Source organism: Sphaerotilus sp. (assembly GCF_034519685.1).
Taxonomy (GTDB): Bacteria; Pseudomonadota; Gammaproteobacteria; order Burkholderiales; family Burkholderiaceae_C; genus Sphaerotilus.
Window position 1 is genome coordinate 613,867 of record NZ_JAXHOF010000003.1, and the last position, 24,907, is coordinate 638,773.

General features: G+C 69.2%; 22 protein-coding genes and 1 pseudogene. 21 read left to right on the forward strand and 2 right to left on the reverse strand.

Annotated features, from left to right (window positions below):
* The 15 genes and pseudogenes from U5O44_RS06410 to U5O44_RS06480 all read left to right on the forward strand — a co-directional run bounded on the left by U5O44_RS06410 (position 1) and on the right by U5O44_RS06480 (position 15,015).
* Positions 1-702, forward strand: a complete 702-nt coding sequence (locus U5O44_RS06410) for an energy transducer TonB (RefSeq protein WP_322587627.1) — start codon at positions 1-3, stop codon at positions 700-702.
* Positions 703-704: 2 nt separating this feature from the next.
* Positions 705-1,463, forward strand: coding sequence for a MotA/TolQ/ExbB proton channel family protein (locus U5O44_RS06415; protein ID WP_322587628.1), 759 nt, complete (start codon positions 705-707; stop codon positions 1,461-1,463).
* A 14-nt stretch (positions 1,464-1,477) separates the two neighbouring features.
* Positions 1,478-1,897 carry an ExbD/TolR family protein gene (locus U5O44_RS06420; RefSeq protein ID WP_322587629.1) on the forward strand — a complete coding sequence of 140 codons (420 nt, stop codon included), beginning with the start codon at positions 1,478-1,480 and terminating at the stop codon, positions 1,895-1,897.
* A gap of 187 nt (positions 1,898-2,084) precedes the next feature.
* Complete coding sequence (locus U5O44_RS06425; RefSeq protein ID WP_322587630.1) at positions 2,085-3,470, forward strand: hypothetical protein; 1,386 nt, start codon at positions 2,085-2,087, stop codon at positions 3,468-3,470.
* Positions 3,471-3,487: 17 nt separating this feature from the next.
* Positions 3,488-5,683: a TonB-dependent receptor plug domain-containing protein gene (locus U5O44_RS06430; protein ID WP_322587631.1), complete on the forward strand. Its 2,196-nt coding sequence runs from the start codon at positions 3,488-3,490 to the stop codon at positions 5,681-5,683.
* 66 nt (positions 5,684-5,749) lie between these two features.
* Complete coding sequence (locus U5O44_RS06435; RefSeq protein WP_322587632.1) at positions 5,750-6,577, forward strand: PepSY domain-containing protein; 828 nt, start codon at positions 5,750-5,752, stop codon at positions 6,575-6,577.
* 4 nt (positions 6,578-6,581) lie between these two features.
* The gene (locus U5O44_RS06440) at positions 6,582-7,709 is read left to right on the forward strand and encodes a 2Fe-2S iron-sulfur cluster-binding protein (RefSeq protein WP_322587633.1); all 1,128 of its coding nucleotides are present in this window, start codon (positions 6,582-6,584) and stop codon (positions 7,707-7,709) included.
* A 35-nt stretch (positions 7,710-7,744) separates the two neighbouring features.
* On the forward strand, positions 7,745-7,999 hold the full coding sequence (locus tag U5O44_RS06445; RefSeq protein ID WP_322587634.1) for a hypothetical protein: 255 nt from the start codon (positions 7,745-7,747) through the stop codon (positions 7,997-7,999).
* A 111-nt stretch (positions 8,000-8,110) separates the two neighbouring features.
* Complete coding sequence (locus U5O44_RS06450; protein WP_322588477.1) at positions 8,111-8,404, forward strand: energy transducer TonB family protein; 294 nt, start codon at positions 8,111-8,113, stop codon at positions 8,402-8,404.
* Positions 8,401-9,693, forward strand: coding sequence for a sigma-70 family RNA polymerase sigma factor (locus U5O44_RS06455; RefSeq protein ID WP_322587635.1), 1,293 nt, complete (start codon positions 8,401-8,403; stop codon positions 9,691-9,693). The genes U5O44_RS06450 and U5O44_RS06455 overlap by 4 nt, the downstream gene beginning before the upstream one ends.
* 175 nt (positions 9,694-9,868) lie before the next feature.
* Positions 9,869-10,921 (forward strand): TonB-dependent siderophore receptor, encoded by a 1,053-nt coding sequence (locus tag U5O44_RS06460; RefSeq protein ID WP_322587636.1) that lies wholly within the window; start codon positions 9,869-9,871, stop codon positions 10,919-10,921.
* Between the two features lie 24 nt (positions 10,922-10,945).
* A pseudogene (locus tag U5O44_RS06465) lies at positions 10,946-12,181 on the forward strand (TonB-dependent receptor); the annotation flags it as partial.
* A 113-nt stretch (positions 12,182-12,294) separates the two neighbouring features.
* On the forward strand, positions 12,295-13,620 hold the full coding sequence (locus U5O44_RS06470; protein ID WP_322587637.1) for a hypothetical protein: 1,326 nt from the start codon (positions 12,295-12,297) through the stop codon (positions 13,618-13,620).
* Positions 13,617-14,114 carry a UPF0158 family protein gene (locus U5O44_RS06475; protein WP_322587638.1) on the forward strand — a complete coding sequence of 166 codons (498 nt, stop codon included), beginning with the start codon at positions 13,617-13,619 and terminating at the stop codon, positions 14,112-14,114. Before U5O44_RS06470 ends, U5O44_RS06475 begins: the two co-directional genes overlap by 4 nt.
* Complete coding sequence (locus U5O44_RS06480; RefSeq protein ID WP_322587639.1) at positions 14,101-15,015, forward strand: hypothetical protein; 915 nt, start codon at positions 14,101-14,103, stop codon at positions 15,013-15,015. Before U5O44_RS06475 ends, U5O44_RS06480 begins: the two co-directional genes overlap by 14 nt.
* 25 nt (positions 15,016-15,040) lie before the next feature.
* On the opposite strand, the gene U5O44_RS06485 is transcribed toward U5O44_RS06480, so the two are convergent.
* On the reverse strand, positions 15,041-15,448 hold the full coding sequence (locus tag U5O44_RS06485) for a type II toxin-antitoxin system VapC family toxin (protein ID WP_322587640.1): 408 nt from the start codon (positions 15,446-15,448) through the stop codon (positions 15,041-15,043).
* An 11-nt stretch (positions 15,449-15,459) separates the two neighbouring features.
* A complete protein-coding gene (locus U5O44_RS06490) occupies positions 15,460-15,705 on the reverse strand; it encodes an antitoxin (RefSeq protein ID WP_322587641.1) in 246 nt (81 codons plus the stop codon).
* Positions 15,706-15,925: 220 nt separating this feature from the next.
* Here U5O44_RS06490 and U5O44_RS06495 point away from each other — a divergent pair, with 220 nt between their 5' ends.
* The 6 genes from U5O44_RS06495 to U5O44_RS06520 all read left to right on the forward strand — a co-directional run bounded on the left by U5O44_RS06495 (position 15,926) and on the right by U5O44_RS06520 (position 24,680).
* On the forward strand, positions 15,926-16,207 hold the full coding sequence (locus U5O44_RS06495) for an iron uptake protein (protein ID WP_322587642.1): 282 nt from the start codon (positions 15,926-15,928) through the stop codon (positions 16,205-16,207).
* A 29-nt stretch (positions 16,208-16,236) separates the two neighbouring features.
* Positions 16,237-17,997: a PepSY-associated TM helix domain-containing protein gene (locus U5O44_RS06500; protein WP_322587643.1), complete on the forward strand. Its 1,761-nt coding sequence runs from the start codon at positions 16,237-16,239 to the stop codon at positions 17,995-17,997.
* Positions 17,990-18,328 (forward strand): DUF3325 domain-containing protein, encoded by a 339-nt coding sequence (locus U5O44_RS06505; RefSeq protein ID WP_322587644.1) that lies wholly within the window; start codon positions 17,990-17,992, stop codon positions 18,326-18,328. Before U5O44_RS06500 ends, U5O44_RS06505 begins: the two co-directional genes overlap by 8 nt.
* A gap of 71 nt (positions 18,329-18,399) precedes the next feature.
* Positions 18,400-19,800 (forward strand): FecR domain-containing protein, encoded by a 1,401-nt coding sequence (locus tag U5O44_RS06510; RefSeq protein ID WP_322587645.1) that lies wholly within the window; start codon positions 18,400-18,402, stop codon positions 19,798-19,800.
* 141 nt (positions 19,801-19,941) lie between these two features.
* Positions 19,942-22,383 carry a TonB-dependent siderophore receptor gene (locus U5O44_RS06515; protein WP_322587646.1) on the forward strand — a complete coding sequence of 814 codons (2,442 nt, stop codon included), beginning with the start codon at positions 19,942-19,944 and terminating at the stop codon, positions 22,381-22,383.
* Between the two features lie 119 nt (positions 22,384-22,502).
* Positions 22,503-24,680 carry a carbohydrate binding family 9 domain-containing protein gene (locus tag U5O44_RS06520; RefSeq protein WP_322587647.1) on the forward strand — a complete coding sequence of 726 codons (2,178 nt, stop codon included), beginning with the start codon at positions 22,503-22,505 and terminating at the stop codon, positions 24,678-24,680.
* Positions 24,681-24,907 lie beyond the last annotated feature (227 nt).

The following is a 24,907-nucleotide window of genomic DNA, read 5'->3' on the forward strand; positions in this document are numbered from 1 at the left end:
GTGAACAATGACGCCCTCTTCCCGCCCCCCGCTCCACCGCAGTCCGACGACTACGACAGCACATCGCCCCTGGCCCGCCGCACGCTGGTCGCGGGCGTGCTGGGTGTTCACCTGCTGGGCGCCTGGGGCTTGCTGCAGGTCGAATCGGTGCGCCAAGCCGTCGGCGAAGTGGCCCCAATGATGGTGGACCTGATCGCCCCGCCGACACCGCCAGCGCCCCCTCCACCGCCGCCACCCAAGTTGGTGAAGCCGCCGCCGGCGCCACCGCCCATCGTTGCCGCAGCGCCCTCGCCCTCACCGGCGCCGCCCGCCTTCGTCGTGCCACCAGCGCCGGCCGAGCCACCGCCGCCCGCGGTGGCCGAGGCGCCCCCGCCACCACCCGCGCCCCCCGCCCCACCGGCCCCGCCGCCACCTCCCAGGACCGTTCCGGCCACCGCAGTGGAGTACATCGATCCGCCCGCGCCCACCTACCCGGCCGCGTCTCGTCGACTCAACGAAAGCGGCCGCGTGCTGATCCGCGTCGAGATCGACGCGCACGGCCGTGCGCGCCAGGTGCAACTCACCCGCTCGTCGGGCTCGAACCGGCTCGACGAAGCCGCTCTGGCCGCCGTGCGCGCCGCGCGCTTCAAGCCCTACACCGAAAACGGCCAGCCCCTGGTTGTCTGGACCACGGTACCCATCGTCTTTGAACTGGAAAGCTGACCATGAACGAACCCACCTCCCTGGGCATCGCCCACTTCCTGTCGCAGAGCGACGCCGTCGGCAAGACACTGCTCTTCATCCTGCTGGCGATGTCGGTCATCTCCTGGGTGCTGATTGCCGCCAAGGGCCTGGCCCAGTGGAGCCGGCGCAGGCGTTCGCAGCAGTTTCTCGGCCTCTTCTGGAAGGCGCGCACGCTGGAGCAAGTGCAGGCGGAGATCGATGCGCGTGGTGTGCGCGATCCGTTTGCCAACCTCACGGCGCACGCCATGCATGCGCGCGGTCATCACGCCAAGTACGGCAGCGCCGAGCTGAGCCAGGCGGGCACGGAAGAAGAGTTCCTCACGCGCACCATCAAGACCAAGCTCGACGAGGAGACCACGCGCCTGGAGAACGGCCTGACAGCGCTGGCCACCATCGGCGCCACGGCGCCCTTCGTCGGCCTGTTCGGCACCGTGTGGGGCGTATACCACGCGCTGGTGGCCATCGGCATGAGCGGCTCGGGCACGCTCGACAAGGTGGCCGGCCCGGTGGGCGAGGCGCTGATCATGACCGGCGTCGGCCTGGCCGTGGCCATCCCGGCCGTGATGGCCTACAACTGGCTCACGCGCAGCAACCGCGTGCTGCTGGCCAGGCTCGACGCTTTTGCTTTCGAGCTGATGAACTTCCTGCAGATGGGGCGCACGCTGCGTGGCGTGGCATCGGCCAACCAGGAACAGGCCGCTGCGGCCAGGCCCGTGCAGACCACCCGCGCTGCGGCCTGAGCGAAGGAACCACGATGGCCTTCGCCAGTTTCGACAACCGGGGCAGCAGCGCGCCCGTGTCCGACATCAACATGGTGCCGCTGATCGACGTGATGCTGGTGCTGCTGGTGATCTTCATCGTCACCGCGCCGCTGCTCACGCATGCCGTCAAGCTCGACCTGCCCAAGGTCAGCTCGCAGGCCAACCAGCTCAAACCCGACAAGGTCGAGTTCGCGATCGACGGCGCAGGCCAGCGCTTCTGGAACGGTGAACCGGTGGCGCGCGACGAGGCCGCGCGCCGCTTCGCGGCCGAGGGCAAGAAGCAGCCGCAGCCCGAGGTGCACCTGCGTGCCGACCAGTCGGTGGCCTACCGCGCCGTGGCCGAGACGCTGGCCGATGCCTCGAAGGCAGGCTTGAGCAAGATCGGCTTCGTCAGCGAGCCCGAGCGACCCTGAAGCGTCACCCCGTCGTCGCATACAATGCGAACGCTTCGCATTTGTGTCTGCGCTTTGATTCGACGCGCACGAGCAGCATAGCCAGCCACGCACCACCTCGCCGCCCGGCCTGGAACGCACCGCCAGCCAATGAACAACACGCGCCACCGCACAAGCGGCAGGCGCCTATCTTGGGCTGGAGGAATTCATGGGTTTGGAAGGGAAACGAGCGGCGACCCGCGCGGTGCTGCTCAACGTGCTGTTTGCAACAGGGCTGGGCCTGGCCGCCTGCGGCGGCGGCGGGGACTCGGATTTGCAACTCGGAAGCGCCGCTGCCGGCAACGAGGCCAAGGGCAACGGTGTGGTGGCGGTCGGCGACCCGGTGGCCAACGCCATGCTGCAGATCACCTGCGCCGGCGGCACGCCGTTCAGCGTGGCGGCCGATGCGAATGGTGCCTTCACCTTCCCGGCCGAGAAGCAGGTGCTGCCCTGCGCCGTGCGCGCCAGCGGCGGCACGGTGGCTGGCGTGGCCAACACGCAGACCCTGCATTCGGTCTTCTACACCTTCGGTCGCGTCAACGTCACGCCGCTGACCGATTTGCTGGTGGCGCGCCTGGCGGCCGAGGACCCGGTGGCCTATGTCGACAGCTTCACCAGCGGCAATCGCAGCGGCAAGATCAGTGCCGACACGGCCGCCGCCGCGAGTTCGGAACTGCAGCAGTACCTGGCGGCGCTCGGCGTGGACACCACCTCGCTCACCAGCTTCAACCTCATCACCGGCAGCTTCACGCCCGCCACCGGTGACGCGCATGACGCGGTGCTCGAATCGCTGGCCGCACGTCTGAGCGCCAATGCCTTGACGCTCACCACCGCGCGCGCGGCGTTGGTGAGCTTCACCCTGCCCGGCCCCTGCTCCGATGCCACCGGCTTTTGCTGGCCGACCACGAGCTACAAGTTGCTGGCCCAGGGCCGCGTCAACGAAAAGGGCGAGCCCGAAGCCAAGTTCCACGAGCACGATGTCGACCTGGCGGTGAAGGCCGATGGCAGCTGGACCAAGACCGTCACACTCAAGAGCGACAAGGTCGGCAAGATCCTGAACTACGACATCGATGTCGCCGCGCGCGGGCTGCGCTTCACCGGCAAGTACCAGAGCGGCAACCCCGGCAACTGCGGCTACGCGACGCCTGCCAGTGAGGCCTGCTACGAGGCCCTGTACGCGTCGATGGTGATGGTGTGCGGCGCCAACGCGGGCGACGACTTCATCCTGATGCCCTACGCCACGGTGCAGAAAGACAGCGCGGCCGAGGTGAAGAAGGAGGCCGTCACGCCCTTGTACGGCCTGACCTTCGGCCGCATCGTGGCCTGCGGCAAAGCCGACACCGTGTTCGCGGTCAGCGCCACGGGGCAGGTCAGCGACGGCTCGGACGCCAGCATCACCGGCCTGATCTCAGCCCACATCGGCAAGGACTGGTCGGCCAAGAAGGTGGAGCGCAAGTTCTGGAAAGTGACCAGCGGCACGCAGACCAAGTACATCGGCATCGAATCGGGCACCAAGAACGGCCAGCCGCACTTCGTGGTGCTGGTGTCGCAGTGAAGCGGGACAAGAAGAACATGAACCAGCGCCACTTTGCGCAGCACGCCGTGCGCCCCACCCTGCTGGCCGTCGCTCTGCTCGCGGCCTTCGCCACCCAAGCCCAGCAGACCGTCAAAGTCAAGGAAACCGTGCTCGACGTGGTGCGCGTCAAGGCCGCCCGCGAGGAAGTCGAGAAACGCATCGAGGCACCCAATCCGGTGGTCGTGATCGGGCGCGAGGACATCGAGAAGACCAACGACCTGACGCTGGGCGACTTCCTGCGCCGCCAGCCCGGCATCAGCTTCACCGGGCCGGCCGGCAACATCAAGGACATCCGCATGCGCGGCCTGGACAAGGGCTACACGCAGATCCTGGTCGACGGCGAGCCCTGGCTGGGCAGCACCAAGGAACGCCAGATCCAGGTGGACCAGTTGCCGATGAGCATGGTCGAGCGGGTCGAGATCATCCGCAGCCCGCTGCCCGACATGCCGGCCGACGGCATCGGCGGCACCATCAACATCGTGCTGCGCCGGGCCAACGCCGACGAGCTGAACGTCAAGCTCGGTGCCGGCGCGGTGTGGTTCAACGGCACGCGGCAGCCGCAGGCCTCGCTGCAGGTGAACTACGCCAAGGTGTGGGACACCGGCCTGTCGCTGGTGCTGCCGATGAACATCAACCACCGGCACGAGCTCAAGACCAAGCCCAAGATCGTCGAGGCCTTCGACGCCAGCACCGGCACGCGCACCAGCCTCACCGAATCGCGCGAGGTCGAGAACAACCGGGTGCGTGAATTCACCCTGGGCCCGCGTCTGACCTACAAGCCCGACGCCATCGACACCTTCACGCTGACCGCCTTCTACAACCTCAACGACGGCCAGAAGCACAAGACCACTGACAACTGGACCTCGCTGTCGCCGGCCGACGGCAGCAGTTTCATCGGCAGCGGCAGCAGCGTCGAAGACGAAGACAAGGATCGCAGCAGCCTGATCGTCGGCGGCCAGTGGCAGCGCAAGCTGTCCGATGTACTGGTGGGCACCGTGGGCCTGGGCACCCAGCGCGCCACCGAGGACAAGCTCAAGCCGAAGACCAGCTACGACCTGCTGGGCAACACCACGGCCACCGAGTTGGAAGACGCCACCGTGCGCGGCAGCAGCCACAAGGCCTATGGCGGCCTGCGCTGGGCGGCCACGCCCGAGCACCTGCTGGCCACCGGCGTAGAACTGCGCGTGGACAACCGCAAGGACAAGAAGCTGAAGGACGGCGTGCAGCAGACCGGCCTGGGCGACCGCTTCGACATCGACGAAACCAGGGCCACGCTCTACCTGCGCGATGACTGGCAGATCGCACCCGAGCACCTGCTGGTACCCGGATTCCGCTACGAGCGCCGCCGTACGGAATCTGTTGCCGGCGACGGCAGCCAGCGCAGCGGCAGCAGCGGCGCCTTCAACCCGAGCGTGGCCTACCGTTGGGAATTCGCCAAACACTGGCGCGCCCGCGCCGCCGCCGCGCAGACGCTGCGCACGCCGAAGTTCGAGAACCTGAGCACCGCGGTCGCCAGCGGCAGCGGCACCAGCACCAGCCCCTACGTCTCGGGCAACCCCGACCTGAAGTCGGAAAGCGCCAAGGGCTTCGACCTGGGCGTGGAGCACGACTTCTTCGGCCGCACGGCGTTCGCGGCGCTGAACTACAGCCAGCGCTTCATCACCAACGCGGTCGAGAAGCAGACCTATCAGGAAGCCGACGGCTTCTACTACCAGCGGCCCTACAACGTGCCCGGCACCAGCCGCACGCGCGCGATCGAGGTCGATGCCCGCCTCGACCTGCGCACCATCGGCCTGCGCGAGGTGACGCTGCTGGCCAACTACAGCCGCTTCTTCTCGCGCAAGGCCGGCAGCACCGACCCGCTGGGCGACCAGCCGCACTATGTGGTCAACACCGGCATGGACTGGCGCGTCAGCGCCATCAACACCCTGCTGGGCTGGCGCTACAACTACCAGGGCCGCGTCTACAAGGCCAGCGGCGAGACCGAGTCGCCGCAGCACCTGCTGGATGCCTTCGCGTACTGGGACATCGACCGCACCTGGTCGCTGCGCGTGTCGGGCAGCAACCTGCTCAACACCAGGAAGACCAAGTACAAGCCGACCACCAACACCTCGGGCGTGCTCACAGGGTTGACGCGCGAGCAGGAGATGAGCGGGCGCGGCCTGCTGCTCACGCTCGAAGCCCGGCTCTGATCCGGCGCCCGACGCAGCGCTGACCCCATGCCCTCCACACCCCACCACCTACACCAGGAGCCCTCGATGGACAAACCCCGCCTTTCCCTCGGCAGCGTGCGCGGCTGGCACCTGTGGGTGAGCATTGCGCTCAGCCTGCCCATCCTCATCGTCGCGCTGACGGCCATCTTCATCACGCACGGCAAGTCGCTGGGCCTGAAAGAGATCCAGGTCAATGCCGGCTGGCTGCCGGGCATGGGTGCGGGCAAGGCCGAACAGGCCGAGTTGCGCGCGTACTGGACGGCGCCCGATGGCGTGCAGTGGCTGGGCACCAAGACCGGCCTGTACCGCGTGCGCGGCGAGCAGGTCGAGCGTGTGGAAGACCTGGGCCGCGCCGACGTGCGGGCGCTGCAGGCCATGGGCTCGCACCTGGTCGTTGCCACCACCAAGGGGCTGTACCGCGTGGCGGTGGACGCCGGCTCGGGTGAGCGCGTGGCGCGCGGTGACTTCTGGTCGCTGGCGGTGGGTCCCCAAGGCTTGCTCGCGGTGGGCAAGGACGACGCGCTGCTGTTGAGCGCCGACGGCGGTGCCACCTGGAGCGAGCACGCGCCGGGGCTGGCCGCCAGCGATCGCGTGGCCGCGGGCATGGGCAGCACGGCATCAGACGGTGCCGTGCCCCTGTCAAAGCTGGTGCTGGACCTGCACACCGGCAAGGCCTTCCTCGGCAAGCAGTACGAATGGCTGTGGATCGACGTCATCGGCGCCACGATGGCCTTGCTCACGATCACGGGGCTGCTGATGTGGTGGCGTGGTCAGCGGCGCAAGGCCGCTGCGCTGTTGGCGCAGGCACAGAGCCAGGTCCAGTCGGCGCTGGAACCCGCTGCGGTCGTGCCCCCGTCCGCACGCCCCGCCTAACGCCGTGATCTGGGGGGCAGCCGCGGCGCTGGCAGGCGGTGCGTTGGTACTGGTCGCAACCGCGATGTTTGGCATCGGCCTGCGGCAAACGCTGCGGGCCACGGCCCTGGCTCGGCGGCACCGCCCCGCGCCGCTGCGTCTGGTGGTGGCCGCGCGCCGCGACCATGGCAACTGCTTCCAACTCACGCTGCGCCGACCCTGGCTCAGCCTGTGGCGACCCTTGCCACGCTTCAACGCCGGGATGTACGTGGCCTTGCAGGCCCCGCTCGGCACACGCGGCAACGCCAGCCGGCGCTACTCGCTGGCCGGCTGGCGGCGCCTGCCCTGGCGCTACGAGCTGGCCATCAAACGTGAACCGAAGGGCCTGATCTCCAACTGGGCGGGCGACACGCTGCTGCGCGGCCACCGCGTGTCGATCCTGCCGCCAGCGGGTGATTTCGTGCTGCCTCGAGGCCTGGGCGGAGAAGTCGTGCTCGTGGCCGCCGGCATCGGCATCACGCCGCTGCGCGCGATGGTGCAGGCATGGGCGGCCGGTCGTCGCAGCACGCCCATGACCCTGGTGTGGTCGGTGCGCCAGCGTGCCGAACTGATGGACTACGACACCGAGTTCCGTGCGCTGGCGGCGGCGCAGCCCGCGCTGCGGTATGTGCCGGTGCTGACCGGCGACGACGCCACCTGGCACGGCGAACGCGGCCGCGTCGACGCATCCCGGCTGCTGGGCTGGTGCCAGACGCGCGACGCACAAGGCGTCTGGATGTGCGCCAGCGCGCCGATGATGGACGCCCTGCGCGCCGGGCTGGTGGCGCAGGGCGTGGACGATGCGCGCATCCACCACGAGGCCTTTGCCGCCGCTGCGAATCAGGACCAGCAATGCTATCGACTGGAACTGCAGCCCTCGGGGCGCGAGCTGACCTTCTGCGGAGAACCTTCGCTGCTGGCGCTGCTGCAGGCCGAGGGGGCGCCGATCGTCAGCGACTGCCGCAACGGCACCTGTGGCAGCTGCATCGTTCAGCTGCGCGCCGGGAGCGTGCGCCAGGTCATCAGCCCCGAGTTCGCAACGGCGCCCAACGAATTGCTCGCCTGCTGTTGCGTGCCGACCAGTGATCTGGTGCTGCGCTGCGCCGCGGCGTGACGCCCTGCTTTCTCAACCACCGAAAGGACTTCACGATGAACAAGCTGTTGCCCCTCCTCGCCCTGACCCTGGCCCTGCAAACCGGCGTCGCATGGTCTGCGGACGGCCCGAAGGGATCGAAGCTGGACCGCATGACCAAGGAGTTGAACCTCAGCGCCGATCAGCAGGCCAAGGTGAAACTCATTCTCGATGCCGAGCACGAGAAGAAGGAAGCGCTGAAGCGCGAGACGCAGGACAAGCTCAAGGGCGTTCTCACGAAGGAGCAGTTCGGCAAGCTCGAGCACAAGTAACCCGACATGCCGTGGCGCCTGCTGGTCATTGCGTTCGTCGGCCCGGTACTGCTCGCCGCCTGCGCCACGACGAGTGCACCCTGGCCCACGACGGTAGTGAGCGTGGACACGATGCGCCCGCTCGTCCCCATGCGCACCCGCGTCGAGTACCGCCGCCGCGACGGCCCGCCGTCCGGCACCGTGGTGCTGCGCATGCTCGTGGACGAGTCTGGCCGGGTCGTTCGCTCGGCGGTGCTGCAGAGCAGCGGCCACGCCGGGCTCGACGAATCTGCGCTGCACGCCGCGCGCGAGGCGCGCTTCGCACCCCACCGCGTGAACGGCGTAGCCACCGCTGTCACCGTGTTGACGCCGATGCACTTCGGGCAGCCATCCCAGTCCCAGGGCACCGAGCCCGCCGCGCCGTGACTACCAGCACCCTTCCCACCCGCGCGCCCCTGCTGGCAGGTGACTTCGAATCCAGCTACCCGGACCTGGTGCGCCTGCTGACGCGCCACGCCGGCAGCGCCGACGCTGCGCGCGAGCTCCTGCACGACACCTGGCTGCGGCTGGCACAGGCCGAGATGCCGCCAGCCGCCAATGCGCCAGCCTATGCCTATGCCACTGCGCGCCACCTGCTGGTGGACCAGCACCGCCAACGGTCCACCGCGCGAGCCGCCGAGGCCACCGCCGCGCAGCCGATGGCCACCGATGCCGACACCATCCCGCGTGCTGCCGCGCATCGCCAGGCGCTGGCAACGGTGGAACGTGCACTGGCGGCGCTGCCGCTGCGCACGCGCGAAATCTATCTGCAGCACCGACTGCTCGACACCACGCAGGCCGAACTGGCCGCAGCGCACGGCGTGTCGCTGGCCACGGTCGAGCGCGAAGTGGCGCGTGCCGCAGCCACGGTGCAGCGTGCGCTGGCGCCCCGGCAAGGCCAGCCTGAGGGTGCGCTACCGTCCGCGCGCCGCCGCGGCCTGGGCGCGCTGCTCGGTTTGGGCGCCTTGCTGGGCAGCGGTGGGCTCCTGTGGCGCCTGTGGCAGGAACAAGTGCCGCATTGGCAGGTGGCGTGGCGCACGCTGCGCGGCCAGCAGGCCCGGCACACCCTGCCCGACGGCAGCCGCGTGACGCTGGATGCGCAGACCATACTCGAGCTGAGTTTCTACGGCGCCCGGCGGTACGGTGTTCTTCACGGCGGAGCCGCGTTTTTCGACGTCGCGCGCGATACGGCCCGCCCATTCGCGCTGGACTGCGGCACGCTGCGCGTCACCGTGCTGGGCACGCGCTTCGCCGTGGAGCGACAGGCCGGCCAGGTGCGGGTGGAGGTGGAGCATGGCCGGGTGCGCGTCGAGCGCATGGATGCAAGCCCTGGCGCGCTTGGCGGTGTCGTCGAACTGGACGTGGGCGACAGCCTGCTGGTCGACACGACCGACGCTGGCGCGCCCCTGCCCGCGCCGCAACGGACCGCCGCCACGGCGCCCTGGCGCGAAGGCCGCCTGGGGTTCGACCGCGCCACGCTGGCCGAGATCGCGGAGCGCCTGTCGCGCTACCACCCGCGCACGCTCGAGGTCGATCCGCGCGTCGCCGGCTGGCGCGTCACCGCCGAGGTGCGCATCGGCCTGGCCGACGAATGGCTGCGCCACGTGCTACCGCGTGCGCTCAAGGTGCGCGTGGTGGACACGGCCGCGGGGCTGCGCATCGGGCCTCGGCGCTGACGGCGAAGAAATCGGTGAGGGTTCGCGCGGGCGCCGCGCGTCATGGTGGTTTTCAACCGCAAGAGCCCCGCAGCCGGGGCACCACCACACCATGACAAGCAACAAGCGCCACAAGCCCGAGTCCCCTGCCCACAAGGATTGCCATAGCCGTGCCTCACCACGGCGCCGCTCATCCTTGGCCATCGCCGCCGCGCTGCTGCTGGCCACCAGCGCTGCGCTGGCCGCGCCGGTAGCCTTCGACGTGCCGGCCCAGCCGCTGGACCGCGCGCTGGCGCTGTTCGCCCGCCAGGCCGGCCTGCAGCTCGCGCTGCCGCCTGCGCTGGCGGCCGGCCTCAGCAGCGCCCGCGTGAGCGGCACGCGCGAGCCGGCCGAAGCGCTGGAGGAGCTGCTGCGCGGCAGCGGGTTGCGAGGGCGCATCGACGGCACGGCGTTGATCGTCGACCAGGCTCGCGCCACCGCGATGGAGGATTCCACACTGCCGGCAGTGAAGGTGACGGCCACCGCGGACAGGGGTCGCGACGGCCATGCGATCGAAGGCTATCGCGTCTCCGACAGCGCCGTCGCGGGCTTTTCCACCCGGCCCATCAAGGACTCGCCGTTTTCGGTCAAGGTGGTTCCCGGCGAACTGCTCGTCAATCGCGGCGTGAACGAGATCAACGAACTCGACAAATACGACGCGAGCGTCGGCAACACCTCGACCACCGCCGGCTGGTTCAGCGCACCCACCGTGCGCGGGTTCGATCTGCACAACTGGAGCAACTATCGCTACAACGGCCAGACCATCTCCAACCAGGTCGCGATGGGCCTGGAGAACAAGGAGCGCGTCGAGATTCTGAAAGGCCTGTCCGCGTTGCAGGGCGGCTTCTCGGCGCCCGGCGGACTCTTGAACTACGCGACCAAGCGGCCGACGGATGTGACGGCGCTGCACCTGCACGCAAACCAGTTCGGCAACTTCGGCGTGCATGCGGACGTAGGGCTCAAGATCGACGACACCTTCGGCATCCGCGTGAACCTTGCGGGCGAAGACGAACGCTCCCACGTCGACCACGTGGACGGGAAGCGGCTCTTTGCGAGCCTGGCGGCGGACTGGCGCATGGGCCCCCAGACGCTCGTGCAACTGGATGTGGAGCATGAGCGCCGCAACCAGCATTCGACACCGGCCTTCAGCCTCGACAGCAACGGCAAGCTGCCCGATGTCGACCCCACCACATTCCTCGGCCAGCGCTGAGCGCGCTTTCCGAGCGAGACCACGACGATCAGCTCCCGGATCGAGCACCGACTTGACCAGCGCTGGTCGGTCACCGGCGCGTTCAACTACGCCGATCAGCGGCGCGACCAGAACAACATCTACCTGCAGGCCATCCAGCCCGACGGCAGCGCAGATGTCTACCTCTACTATGCGCCAGACCAGTCACGCAAGCCGCTGAACGCGAATCTGACCTTCAATGGCCGCTTCGACACGGGGGATGTACGGCACGACCTGTCGTTCGGCTACGCGCACTCGAGGATGTCGGCTCGCTGGGGTGATGGGTTCTGGGGCCAGATCGGCTCGACGAATATCCACAACCCCACCGCGATCAACCAACCGGGCCTGAGCGACAGCGCCTATCCTGCCGCACGCTGGCGCGAGCACGGTGTGTTCGTGAACGATGTCCTCGCCCTCAGCCCCGAATGGGACCTGCACCTCGGCGGCCGCCACGCTCGCATCGATCGCCGCTTCTTCAATGCCGACGGATCGACCTACGGCGCTTATCAGAAGTCCCGGTTCACGCCATCCGTCGCGGCAGTGTTCAAGCCCATTCGCTCGTTGTCCGTGTATGCGACCTATGCCGAAGGACTCGAGCAAGGCGGCACGGCACCGTTGGGCACCACCAATGCCAACGCGGTCATGGCGCCGTTGGTCAGCAAGCAGTTCGAAGCTGGGCTGAAGGGCGAAGTCGGCCAGATGAGCTGGGAGGCAAGCCTGTTCCGCATCGCCAAGGCGGCCGAGTACACGCGAAGCAACGCGGACAGCTCCAGCACCTTCGTGCAGGACGGCCGGCAGGTGCATCAGGGGCTCGAACTGTCGAGTTCCGGCAAGTTGTCCCGGGAACTGACAATGTTCGGCAGCGCCATGTGGCTGGACGCGAAGCTGGCCGACACCGCCGACCCCACGGTCAGCGGCAAACGCCCTGCAGGCGTTGCAGCGCATCGCCTGGCGATGACCACGGAGTACGCACCGCATGGCCTGGCGGGCTGGACCTTCGTCGCCAACTGGTCGCGCACTGGCAAGCGTGCCGTGACGGCGGCCAACTCGGTTTTCGCACCGGACTACGACGTGTTCGGCCTGGGCATACGCCATGAAGGCCGGCTGGGAGGCTATGAAGTGACCGTCCGCGTCAGCATCGACAACCTGTTCGACAAAAGCTACTGGGGAACCGTGTACGACGACTACCTCGTGCCCGGTGCTCCGCGTACGGCATGGGCCAGCATGAGCCTGAGTTTCTGAGGCAACGCACCCATACATAGCTCATCACCAGCCACGGTGCGTCGGATGCCGGGAGCGCTCCGGCACAATGACCGGCGATGTCGTGACTCTCAAGGCCACCCCGCCGCCTCTGCATGCCCTCTCCCACCATCCACCCACTTCGCCCGCGCGACCATGAAGACGCGGCCCGCATCTGCATCCGTTGGCTGGAGGATCGCCACCGCAAGGGCTGGCGCAACGCCTTCGGCGAGCTGTTCGACCTCTGGCGCCCAGATGACGCCGGTGCCGAAAACGCGCTCGACGACGACGGCATCACCATGCTGTCGATCAACGTCGGCGAGTGGCTGATCGCGCGCGGCGAGATCCACGCGCGCGGCGGGCTGCGCGACATCAACGCCTACCTGATCGGCCGCGACGGGCCTTACCTCACACCGGGCCAGCAGCGCTGGATCGCGCAGCTTCGCGAACGCCCGCTGCGCCTGTACCGCGTGACCGGCGTGCGGCCCGGCGCCGGGCTGACGCTGGTGGACGAGTTCGACGCCGACGTGCCCCCGCTCGAGGTGCGTGAGATCAGCGGCAGCCGCAGCGCGACGCCGGGCATGCTGATGGGCGCGCGTGTCATGGCGGTGGGCGAGCCGCCGCACGAACACCTGGAGCTGTCGGGTGCGATCTACCCGTTCACCAAACTGCACGAACCGGCTGCGCTGGCGGCCGTGCGCGACGCACTCGAAGGCTCGGCGGCGCTGGCGCTGCACCAGGACAACCAGCGTGATCTGGCCGAGCGCGAGATCGCCCGCTGCTGGCTGGCGCAGTGGCTCGCCCCGGCGCCGCGCCCGCAGTTGCGCGACGCGGGCACTGGCGAGCCCATGCTGCTGGTCACCGACCACTACCGCGTGCTTGACGCTGCGGCGCTGGCCGCAGCGCTGGCGAAGGAAGCCGACGTGAGCGGCGACGCCGAGCACGGCTGGGTGCGCGGCACCGACATCGGCGGTGGCGCCATGCGCAGCCTGGCGGCCATCAACCCGGGCCAGGCGGCCGACCGCATCTCGGTCTTCTACCGCACGCAGGGCCTGGCCGACAGCGGGCGCGCGTGGTTCGAGCGCGTGACCGCAGGGGCGGTGCGGCACCTCACCCGGGAGATCGTCGACCCCACGTCGGTCATCGGCCGTCCAGACCCTGGCCTCGGCGCGGGGTCGGCCGCGCCTGACCTGCCGCCCGAGGTGTTGGCCCAGGCCATCGAGCAGGTGATGCACCGGCACTACGCCCACTGGTGCGACGAGCCGATCCCGGCCCTGGCCGACCAGACTCCGCGCCAGGCCATCGCCACGCCCAGCGGGCTTGAACGTGTCAAGGGCCTGCTGCGCGAGTACGAAGCCGGCGAGGCACACCAGGCCGCGGCGCAGGGCCGCCGCGCCGTGTCGTACCGCTTCCTGTGGGACGCGCTGGGCATCGCGCCGTGAACACGGCCGGGCCACCCGCCGACGATGCGGCCTTGCGGCCGCTGACCATCGACCTGGACGACCTGGCCTTCGCCTTGACCTGGCACGACGACTACCAGGGCAGCAGCCACTGGCTGAACCTCGACACCGGCGAGGTGGTGTTCGTCGCCGACCCCGGCGACCTCGATTCGATGGCCGAAGACCCGCGCGATGATCAACGCTTCGTGCGCATCGATGCGATCGATTCGTGGCAGTCTTTCCGCATCATGGAGGACTTCGTTGAACAGCTCGGCGATGCCGCGCTGGCGCGGCGCCTGGGCCGTGCGCTCGCGCAGCGCAAGCCCTTCCGGCACTTCAAGGACGAACTGGCGCGCCACCTCGCGCAACGCGAGGCCTGGTTCGCCTTCGAGCACGCGGCGCTGGAGCGGCTGGCGCGGCAGTGGTGCGCCGCTTGCGGCGTGGCGCCGCACTGGACGAGCCGGCGCAAGCACGCCGCGCCCGATGGCGAATCGTGAAGCCACCACCGCGATGGAACACCGACAGCTCGACATCTTCGAAGACGCCCGCGACGTGGCGCTGCGCAACGACCTGGCAGGCGCCGTCGAGCGTTGCGACTCCGACGCCGCGCGTGCAGCCACGGCCGCGCTGCGCAGCGAGTTCGGCGACGACCCGGTGCTGCCGCCGGCGCAGCGCCTGGTCGCGCACATCGAGACGCAGCAGGGCGCGCAGGCGCGCTTCGACGCGGCGCAGGTGTTGGCGTGGCGCGGTGAGCTCGAAGGCGAGATCGATGGAGCCGCCCACGCCCTGCTGGGCGCGCAGGCAGCGCGGGCCTGGCTCGCCGCGCAATGGCGCTGGCTCGCCGACCGGGCACACACGGTGCCTTGGCACACCAGCCACGCCGACGCACACGCCGCGCCGCTGTACCTGCGCGCGGGCGATTGGGCCGCGGCGGCCGAAGCCGCGGTGGCCATCGAATCCTGGCGGCGCATCCCGCTGCCCCTGCTGTGGGTGGTGCACGCGCACTGGCGGTTGGGCCGCATGGACGGGCCCACCGGCGCCTGGCCGCTGCTGGCCGAGGCGCTGTGGCTGGCGCCAACGCGCGCCGCGGCGTTGATCCCGCAACTCGCCGACCCGCGCCTGGACAGGCTGGCAAGCGGCTTCGAGAGCGATTTCGACCCTGCCACCGACGACTGGGCCTGGTTGCCGGCCTGGGCGCTGGTCGATCAACCCGGCCTGCTGGCAACGCTGGCCCCGGCCGATGCGCCCGCGGACTGCGCACCGGCCGATGGCTACGGCCTGGTGGCCGCCTTGCTGCGCCTCGAGCGCCAGGGCAGGCACCACGAGATCGTCGCGCACAGGCGGCGGCTGAAGGCGCTGTCGCAGACGTTGTTCGTGGTCTACATGCGCACGCGTTGACGGCGCACGCAGGCTCGCTGTGAGTTCAGGGCGCTGGTGCCTCGTGCCAGTTCTCGGAAACCAGGCCAGGCACGCGCTCGAACTCGCGCAGGTTGCGCGTGACCAGCACCAGCCCACGGGCGCGGGCCTGCCCGGCAATCAGCAGGTCGTAGGCGCCGATGGGCGTGCCTTGTGCCGCCAGCCAAGCGCGGATCTCACCCGCGTGGCGGGCGTCTTCGGTGTCCAGCGGCAGCACCTCGAAGCGCAGCGCATCCACGAGGGCCATGTTGCGTTCGCGCCGCTGGCTCTTGTAGGCGCCGAAGTACAGCTCATGCATGACGACGGCGCTCACGCCCACGTCTGCCGGGACCAGGGCGCGCAACCGCACAGACACCAGGCCGGCCGGCTCATTGAGCGCGGCGATGACCGCGTTGGCGTCGAGCAGGTAGCGCATGCGGCGGACGCTCAGTCGAACAGCGCGCCGAGTTCGGGCCGCTCTTGCGCGGCGGGCTGCTCACGGGCCGCTTGCTGGAAGTCGGCATCCAGCGGGCCAGCCAAGGCGTCCAGCCAAGCCCAGTCGTGAGCGATGGGTTCCAGGATCACGGCAGCACCGTGGCGGCGGATGCGAACTTCGCTGCCTTCGATGCGAAAGTCCTTGGGCAGCCGCACGGCCTGCGAGCGGCCGGACCAGAAGATTTTGGCGGTCTCCATGCGAGGACTCCAGGGTCGGTTGATGTATAGCAAAAAGATATATCAATCGTCGCCGCGAGTCAATCTATCTCCGCCAGTGCTGGCAAGCACGGAGGCCCGCCCCGGCCCGACCCGCCCTTACCTCGCCTCCATCCGGGCTTGCCCGTATACTGCGATTGGGAACCATTCGCATCATCTGCGCGCGACGCCGCAGGCCCATCATTTCCACCAAGAGACTCCCGTGACCGCCACACACATCACCAGCCGCATTGCCGCCAGCCTGCTCGGCGGCTGGGCTTTCGTCTGGGGCTTTTCCACGCTGGGCATCACCGGCCTGGTGGCGCTGGGCCAGCCCTACGACGAAGCGCGCACGGCTGTGATGCTGCTGGCCTTCCTGGTCTTCCTGACCGCCTTCTGCTGGACCTTTGCCGCTGCGAGCATGGCGCGCGTGTGGGCGGTGCTCGGCGGCGGTGCGTTGCTGATGACCGGCGCGGCTTGGCTGCTGCAACGCAGCCTGGTCTGAACACCTGCCGACGACTGCCGGAGACCCCGATGTTCCAGAACTTCCGCCTCTCGATGGCCTGGCTGCACACCTGGTTCGGCCTGGTGCTGGGCTATGTGCTGATGGCCTGCTTCTTTTTCGGCTCGCTGTCGGTGTTCGACCGCGAGATCGACCGCTGGGCGATTCCGGAGACGCGCTTTGATCCGCAACCCATGCCGTCGTTCGACAAGCTGCTGCTGCCGATCTTCGCCAAGCTTCAACCCAACGAGAAGGGCTATGAAGACGCGCTGAAGCTGTTGATGGACCCGGCGGTGCTGGCCCAAGGCCCGATGCCACCGCGCGCCAGCCTGAAGGCCGAAGAATACTGGGCGTACACGACCCATCGCGACCCGGTTCTGCGCATGGGCGCCGACTTTGGCGTGCCAAATCCCAAAGACCCCGATGGCCACAACCACATCGGTGGCGACATCACCATCGACCCGCGCAGCGGCGCCACCCTGCCCTCGGACAAGCTGAAGATCGGCAGCGACTTCTTCTACCCGATGCACTACAGCCTGCACCTGCACTGGAAGGACCTGGGCTACTGGATCGTCGGCCTGGCCGCGCTGGTGATGCTGGCGGCCCTGGTCAGCGGTGTGGTGATGCACCGCAAGATCTTTCGCGAGTTCTTCACTTTCCGGCCCAAGAAGAGTACCCAGCGCAGCACGCTGGACCTGCACAACCTGACCGGCGTGGTGGCCCTGCCCTTCCACTTTTTCTTCGCCTTCACCGGGCTGGTGATCTTCTCCGGCATCTACCTGCCGGTGTCCGAAACCATGCTGCGTCCACTGGCCCAGGCGCACGAGGTTCAGGAATCAGCCCGCACCGGGCTGCCGCACAAGGCGGCCGGCGTGGCCGCGCCCATGGCCTCGGTGGACGCGATGGTGGCCGAGGCCAAGCGCCGCTGGGCCGCACGCGACATGCCCGGCGAGGTGGGCTTCCTCACCGTCAACCACGTGGGCGACAGCAATGGCTACGTCAGCATCTACCGCGCCGGCAGCGACAGCGTGGCCCTGGTGGGCTACGGCGTGCACTTCAAGGCCGCCACCGGCGAGCTGCTGCGCGAAGACCCGCCGCGCACCGCGGTGGGCAGCATCAACGAATTCCTGACCGGCCTGCACCTGCAGCACTTCGAGCACTGGCTGCTGCGCTGGTTCTACGTGCTGGGCGGCCTGATCGGCTGCGTGTGCATCGCCACCGGCTTCATCTTCTTTGTCGAGAAGCGCAAAAAGCAGCATGCCAAGGCCGGCCTGCAGGGCAGCCGCGTGGTGGACGCGCTGGCCGTGGCCACCGTCACCGGCATGCTGGTGGCGACGCTGGCGATCCTGGTGGCCAACCGCCTGCTGCCGGCCGACCTGCCCGCGCGCGGCGACTGGGAAGAGGCCTGCTTCTGGGGCGCCTGGCTCGTCGCGCTGGCGCATGCGCTGTGGCGCACGGCGCCGGTGCGCGCGGCACGCATCGCGCCCGCCTGGCGTGAACAGTGCTGGGCTGTGGCGGCGCTGGCCGTGCTGGCGGTGCTGCTGAACTGGGCCAGCACCGGCCACCACCTGCTGCACACGCTGGGCCAGGGTAATTGGCCGGTGGCCGGCATGGACCTGAGCCTGCTCGCCACGGCGGCGCTGGCCACGCTGGCCGCACGGCACTTGCGCCGACGCGAGAGCGGGCAGGGTCAGCCACAGCGCGCCGAAGAAGCAGAGCACGACGAGGCCACGACATCGGGCGCTTTGCCCCTGGCGGGTGCCGCCGTGGCCACGAAAGCCGCCCATGGTTGAAACCGCCACGATGAAGCCCCTGCTGCTGCTCGCGGCCTACCTGAGCTGCGTGCTCGGCTGGGCCTGGGTGGCACTGGCGATGGAGTCGCACTGGCAGCAGGTCCGCGCGGACACGAGCTTGCCCGCCGGCACGGTGCGTTTGCTGCGCGCGCTGGGCACGCTGGCTGTACTGGCATCGCTGCTGCTGTGCCTGCGCGCCGACCACGCGTCGATGGCCTCGCTGGTGTGGGTGTTGACGCTGACGGCCGCGGCGCTGACCGTCGCGTTCACGCTGGCCTGGCGACCCCGGTTGCTGGTGCCGCTGGTGGCCTGGGTGCATACCGGCGCCTGACCGGCCCGGGCGCCGGCAATTGCCTCAACTGCAGTGCGCCTTCGACTCATTCTCAACAACAAGGGATCGCCATGCCGCCCGCTCCGGCCGCCGACGCTGCGCTGGCAGCGTTTCCCGACCACTACTGCGGCCTGCTTCGCTTCCTGACACGGCGCACGGGTTGCGCCGAGACGGCCCGTGAGCTGACGCACGACACCTGGCTGCGCCTGGTCGAAGGCAGCCAGTACCAAGGTGTCTCCGAACACGACAACCGGCCGGCGCCGCCCGATGCAGCACCAGCGCCGGGCGACTCGATGCCGCCACACGACCCACGTGCCTACATGTACACGGTGGCCGCGCACCTGGCGGCCAACCTGCACCGGCACCAAGCGCGCGGCGCCCGCTGGTTCGTGCAGCCCGGTCACGCCGACGCATCGGCCGCGGCAGCGGCCGGCGACGTGGCACGCACCCATGCGCTGAGGCAAGCCGTGGCCGCCGTCGAGCAGGCCTTGCATGAGCTGCCGCCGCGCCGGCGCGACATCTTTCTGGCGCATCGGCTGGATGGTGAAGGCCATGCCGCCATTGCCACGCAGCATGGCATCTCGATCAAGACGGTTGAGCGCGAGGTGACGGCCGCGATGGACGCCGTGCACGCCGCCATGCTGCGCTGGCGCGGCGACCCACCGGCCACCACGCCGCTGCGCGGCCGGCGCAAAGCCCTGGCCGGCCTGCTGGGGCTGGCTGGCATCGGCGTCGGCACGGGCGCCACCTGGTGCGCCTGGCAGTTGTGGCGCGAACTGGCGGCCCAATACGAGCTGGCGCTGACCACGCCGCGCGGCCGGCGCCTGAGCCAGCCGCTGCCCGACGGCAGCCGCCTGGTGCTCGACGCCGCCAGCCGCGCCGAGGTGGTGTTCGGCGCCACGCGCCGCACGGTGCGCCTGCTGGCCGGCAGTGCCTTTTTCGCCGTGGCACGCGATGCCGAGCGCCCATTCATCGTCGAGACGGAAATGGCGCGAGTCACGGTGCTGGGCACGCACTTCAGCGTCGAGCTGGAAGACGGCAACGATGGGCGCACCGCCGCGCTCGCCGTGGCGGTGGAGCGGGGACACGTCCGCGTCCAGGGCCTGGCATCGGCACAGGCTGTGGACCTGCACGACGGCGACCGCTGGCGCATCGAGGCCGACGGCAGCGCCCGCGTGTTCCGTCGCACGGACGCCGCCACGGATGACGACGTGGCACCCTGGCGCGACGGCTGGCTGGATTTCCGCGGCACGCCGCTGGCGACGGCCGCGCGCCGGCTGGCGCGCTACCACGCGCAGACTATCCACGTTGACGAGGCGGTGGCCGGACTGCCGGTGCTGGGCCGGGTGCACATCGCCGACGCCCTGGCCTGGCTGCGGCTGTTGCCAACGTCGCTGCCGGTGCGCGTGGGCGTCGCGGCCGATGGCGGCGTGGTGATCGGGCCGGCGCCACGCGCACGCGGCCCGCGCTGAACGAATCGGCCCGCCGCGACTTCGCGTGAGGGAATCGTCGCGTTCAGGTGTTCAGCCTTGTGAGCACGTCCGGATCGTCCGTTGGGGCCATCCGTTCGCACGCCTTCGCATACCCCACAGACCTCACAGGAAGAACCGCCCATGCACCCGCACCCGCACCCGTCCACACGGCGCCATGCCGCCCGCACCCACCGCCGCAGCGCCACCTCCGCCGCGGCCTGCGCCGCTTTGATGGCGCTGGCCCTGCAGGCGCCGACTCCGTCGCTCGCCCAGCCCGCCACAGGCGTTGCCGCCGCCGCCTTCGAGCTGCCGGCCCTGCCGCTCGACGAAGCGCTCGCCCGCCTGGCACGCCAGGCCGGGCTGCAACTGGTGGCCGCCGACAGCCTCGCCAAAGGCAAGACCGGCCGTGCCGTGCCTTCCACCGCCAGCCTGCAAGGCGCGGTGGACCGGCTGCTGCAGGGCACGGGCCTGCGCGGGCGGGTTGACGGCAAGACGCTCGTGATCGAGCCGGCGCCCGTTGCCGCCAACGCGGATGAGGTCACGCTGCCAACGATCAAAGCCACCGCCAAGGCAACGTCTCAAGACTCTTCACTGAGCTATCTGACCAAGCAGAGTGCAAACGGCGCTCTGGGCACCAAATCCGTTCTCGACACGCCGTTCTCCGTCACCGTCGTTGACAGTGAACAGATGCTGGAGCGGGGCGCCAAGTCCATCGGCCAGATCTTCTTCAGCGACCCTTCGGTCTACACCCCGACCTCATCGCGGTCCACCGACTGGTGGGGGACGCAGATCCGCGGGCTGGGGGTTCGCAACAACTACATCGACGACATCCCGGTGCTGCTGTACTGGGGAGGCGATTTCCCCACCGAGGTCGTCGAGAGCGTCACGGCGCTCAAGGGGCTGACCGGCTTCATGTACGGCTTTGGCGACCCCGGCGGCGCGCTGAGCTACAAACTGAAGCGTCCGACCAAGACGCCGGAGACCTCGGTGACCGTGGGCTACAGCAACCCGCGGCTGCTCTCTGCCCAGGTGGACACCAGCCACAACTTCGGGGACGAGCTCGGCGTGCGGGCCAACCTGGCCACCGAGCAGGGCACGGCCTACAACACCAGCAAAATCAACCGCACGGTGGCGTCGGTGGCCGTGGACAAGCAGTTCGGCGCCGCACTGAAATGGCAGTCCACGCTGGTCTATGAAGATAGCAAGACCACTGGCGAACCGCTCCAGTTCTACTTCGACAGCTACGACGTCGCGGGCAGCGGCGGTCAGTTGCCGCAGGTGACCTACGACTACGACAAGATCAACGTCGACAACGCGTACTACAAGACCCAGACCTTGTTGGCCGCCACAGGCGTTGAATGGCGCATCGACGATCAATGGAGCCTGAAGGCCCAGGTCGGCTTCTCGCGCAAGGACCATCGCTCGAACAAGGCCTTTGCCAACCTGCTGGACAAGGAAGGTGACTACAGCGGGGCGATGTACAACTTTGCCGGGCAGCTCGACACCACTTTCACTCAGGCGATGCTGCAGGGCACGGTGTCGGTCGGCGGCATGAAGCATGAACTCGTCGGCGGGCTGGGCCTGCAGCGCAGCACGGACAAGTGGGGCAACGAGTGGTACTGGGAGAATGACTTCAACGGCAACCTCCAGGTGACGCAGACCTTCGTGACCACGCGCACGCCGGACTTCTCGCTGACGCCGGTCAGCGCCGACACCCGCCAGTCGTACGCCTTTCTCAGCGACACCGTGCACTTGGGCCAACACTGGCAGGCCATTGCCGGCCTGCGTTTCACCCACTACGACATGAAGGACCTGGATGGCGACCCCAGTGTCGATTCACGCTATCAAACCCGCAAGGCCAGCCCGACCCTGGCGCTGATTTACAAGCCCGATGCGCAAACCAGTCTCTACGGCAGCTATGTCGAGGGCCTGGAGGCCGGCTCGCGTGTTGGGGGCACGTATGCCAACGCCGGCGAGTTGCTCGGCGCCACCGTCTCCAAGCAGTCGGAGGTCGGCGTCAAACACCAGTCGGGCGCCATCGACTACAGCGCTGCCGTTTTCCGCATCCAGCGCGCCAACCAGATGGATGTGCTCAGGGGCAGCGACCGCTATCTCACGCAAGACGGCCAGGTCTTGTACCAAGGCCTGGAACTGTCGGGCGCCTATCAGGCCACCCGGAACTTGAACCTGGGCCTGGGCGCGATCTATCTCGATGCATCCATTGACAAGGTGTCGGTCGACAACGCCGCTCTGGCAGGCAACACGCCCGCCAATGCGCCAAAGTGGCAGGTCATTGGAAATGCGCAATACAGGGTGCCCGGCATCGCAGGCCTCAAAGTGCACGGCAGCGTTCGCTACTTCGGCGCCACCTACGTGAGCGACAACAACCTGCTCAGCGTGCCCGCCCGCACCGTGGCCAATGCCGGATTGAGCTACGACTTCAGAATGCAGGGCCAGGACTTGACGCTGTTTGCCAACCTGAACAACGTCTTCAACCAGAAGTACTGGGCCAGCGGCGGCTGGTCTGCGGGCAATGTCGGCGAGGCGCGCAATCTGTCGGTCACGGTGAGGGCGCAGTTCTGACGGCGGTGCAGATCGGTGTGCGGCGGCAGTGCGACGAAGCGCAGCCGCTGACTGCTCGCGGCTTGGGTACCCGTGACGGTATCGGCACACTGTTGAAGCCGGCTCGTACTCGAGGAGTCGTGCGACCGCTGCGCTTGATTGGCCTGGGGGCCGCGACTGGCCTGCTGCTGTGGAGTGGGCCGCTGCATGCCGGCGAACCGTCCCCCGTTCAGGCCGTTCGCGTCGCCGCCCCGCCCCGCATCGACGGCCGGCTGGACGACGCCCTTTGGCGCGAGGTGCCGGCCATCGAGACCTTCACCCAGGCCCAGCCGCTGGCCGGCACCCCACCGACGCGCCGCACCGAGCTGCGGCTGGCGCACGACGGGCGCATGCTCTACGTGGCCCTGCGTGCCTACGATTCAGCGCCGCAAGCCATCGCCGCGCGCACGCTGCGCCGCGATGCCGAGGCCATCGAGGGTGATGACCACTTCACCCTGGTGCTCGACCCGCAAGGCGGGGCCCGCCACGGCTTCGTGTTCATGGTCAATGCGCTGGGCGCGCAGCGCGACGGCCTGGTCTACGACGGCCTGGAGGCGCGCTACGAGTGGGATGCCGTCTGGGACGCTGCGGCGGCCATCGACGGCGAAGGCTGGACGGCCGAACTGGCCATTTCCTTGGCGGCGCTGGCCGTGCCGGCCGACGGCCGCGCCTGGCGCATCAACGCAGAACGCTGGGCGGCCAACGGCAGCGAGCTGATGCGCCTGCACGGCGCCGCCGGCGACAAGGCCGTCACCTCGCTGGCCGATGCCGGCCCGTTGGCCGGTGTGCAGCCCGAGCGCAGCGGCTGGGGCCTGCGCCTGCGGCCCACGCTGCGCTGGGTAGCGCAACAGCAGGGCGGCAGTGGCGCGGCCCGGCGCTCGCGCATCGAGCCGGGCCTGGATGCGCTTTACCAGGTCAGCCCCGGCGTCACCGCCGCGCTGACACTGAACGCCGACTTCGCCGACGCCGAGGTCGATGACCGCGTGGTCAACCTCACGCGCTTCAACCTCTTCAAGCCCGAGAAGCGCGCCTTCTTCAACCAGGACGCCGCACGCTTCGCCTTCGGCGGGCTGGACAACGGCGACACCAGCCTGCTGCCCTTCTTCTCGCGCCGCGTCGGCCTGGGCGCTCAGGGCCAGGCGCTGAACCTTGACGCCGGCCTGAAGCTCGGTGGCAGCGCGGGCCCGGTGGAGTTCGGCGCCTTCGCGGCGCAGGTGGAAACAGGCGACGGCCAGGACCGCGCCGCCCGCGTGGGCGTGCTGCGTGCCGCCACCTCGCTGGGGCAGGCGCACCGCGTGGGCGCCATTGCGACGCAAGGCCACCCCGACGGCCTGCGCGGCAGCAGCTTGAGCGGGCTGGACTACCAGTTCCGCAGCAACGACGTAGGCGACGGCCGCAGCCTCAATGCCTTCGTCTGGGCCCTGCAATCCCGCAACGCAGCCATCGGCAGCGGGCAGGCGGTGGGCGCGAGCTACAGCTTCCCGAACCTGGGCTTCTTCAGCGACGCCAGCTGGCAGCGCATCGATGCCAACTTCGAGCCCGCGCTGGGCTTTGTCAGCGAGACGGGTGTGGAGCGCGGTTCAGGCGCCGTAGGCTGGTGGCACAAGAGCGACGACGGCGGCGACCGCGTTGCCCGCGTCGAGTGGAGCGCCCGCCGCCGGCTGGACGGCAGCGAGCGCAGTGGGCTGCTGTCGCCGGTGTGGAAGTGGGGCAATGCGGCCGGCGACTACCTGCGCCCGCAGATCAGCTTCGAGCAAGACCGGCTGTCCGGCCCCTACGCGCTGCTGCCCGGGCTGACGCTGGCTGCCGGTGAGCATCGCTCTCACTATGCCCTGCTGATGGCCGGCACCTCGCCCGCGCGCGAGTGGTCGGTCGATGGCTACCTGCGCTCTGGCGGCTTCTACGGCGGCCAACGGCACGACCTGGAAGCGACCGTGAACTGGAAGCCCAGCCCGCACTGGGGCTGGACCCTGGGCGGCACCGTCAACGACATCCATCTGCCGGCCCGGGCCGACCAGGGCATTGCCGGCGGCCACTTCACGGTGCGCAATCTGTCGCTGCGCCTGGACCACGCCAGTTCCACGCTCAGCAGCCAAAGCCTGCTGCTGCAACACGACAACGTATCCGACCAGTGGGGCCTGAGCCTGCGCGCGCGCTGGACGCTGGCGCCGGGCCGCGACCTGCTGCTGGCCCTGGACCGCGTGCACCCGCGGCCTACCGACGCGGCCAGCCTGCACACGGTGGCGGCGGTGAAACTGGTGTGGAACTGGGAGCGGTAGGGTGTTTGCCAAGACTTGCTCTGGCACCTGCGAACCTGACAGCCTGCATCCGAAGCGCGGACACCAGCAATCCACCGAACGCCCATACCGAGTTGCGCCGCCGAGTCAAGCGACAGGGGCAGGCGCTGCGGCGCACGCGGCCGTGGATTCGGGGCCAGACGCGGTCGGGTGGGTTGGGGCATGGGGGAGCTCTCTCGCGTTGGCGTGAAGACGGCTCGCTTGTCTTC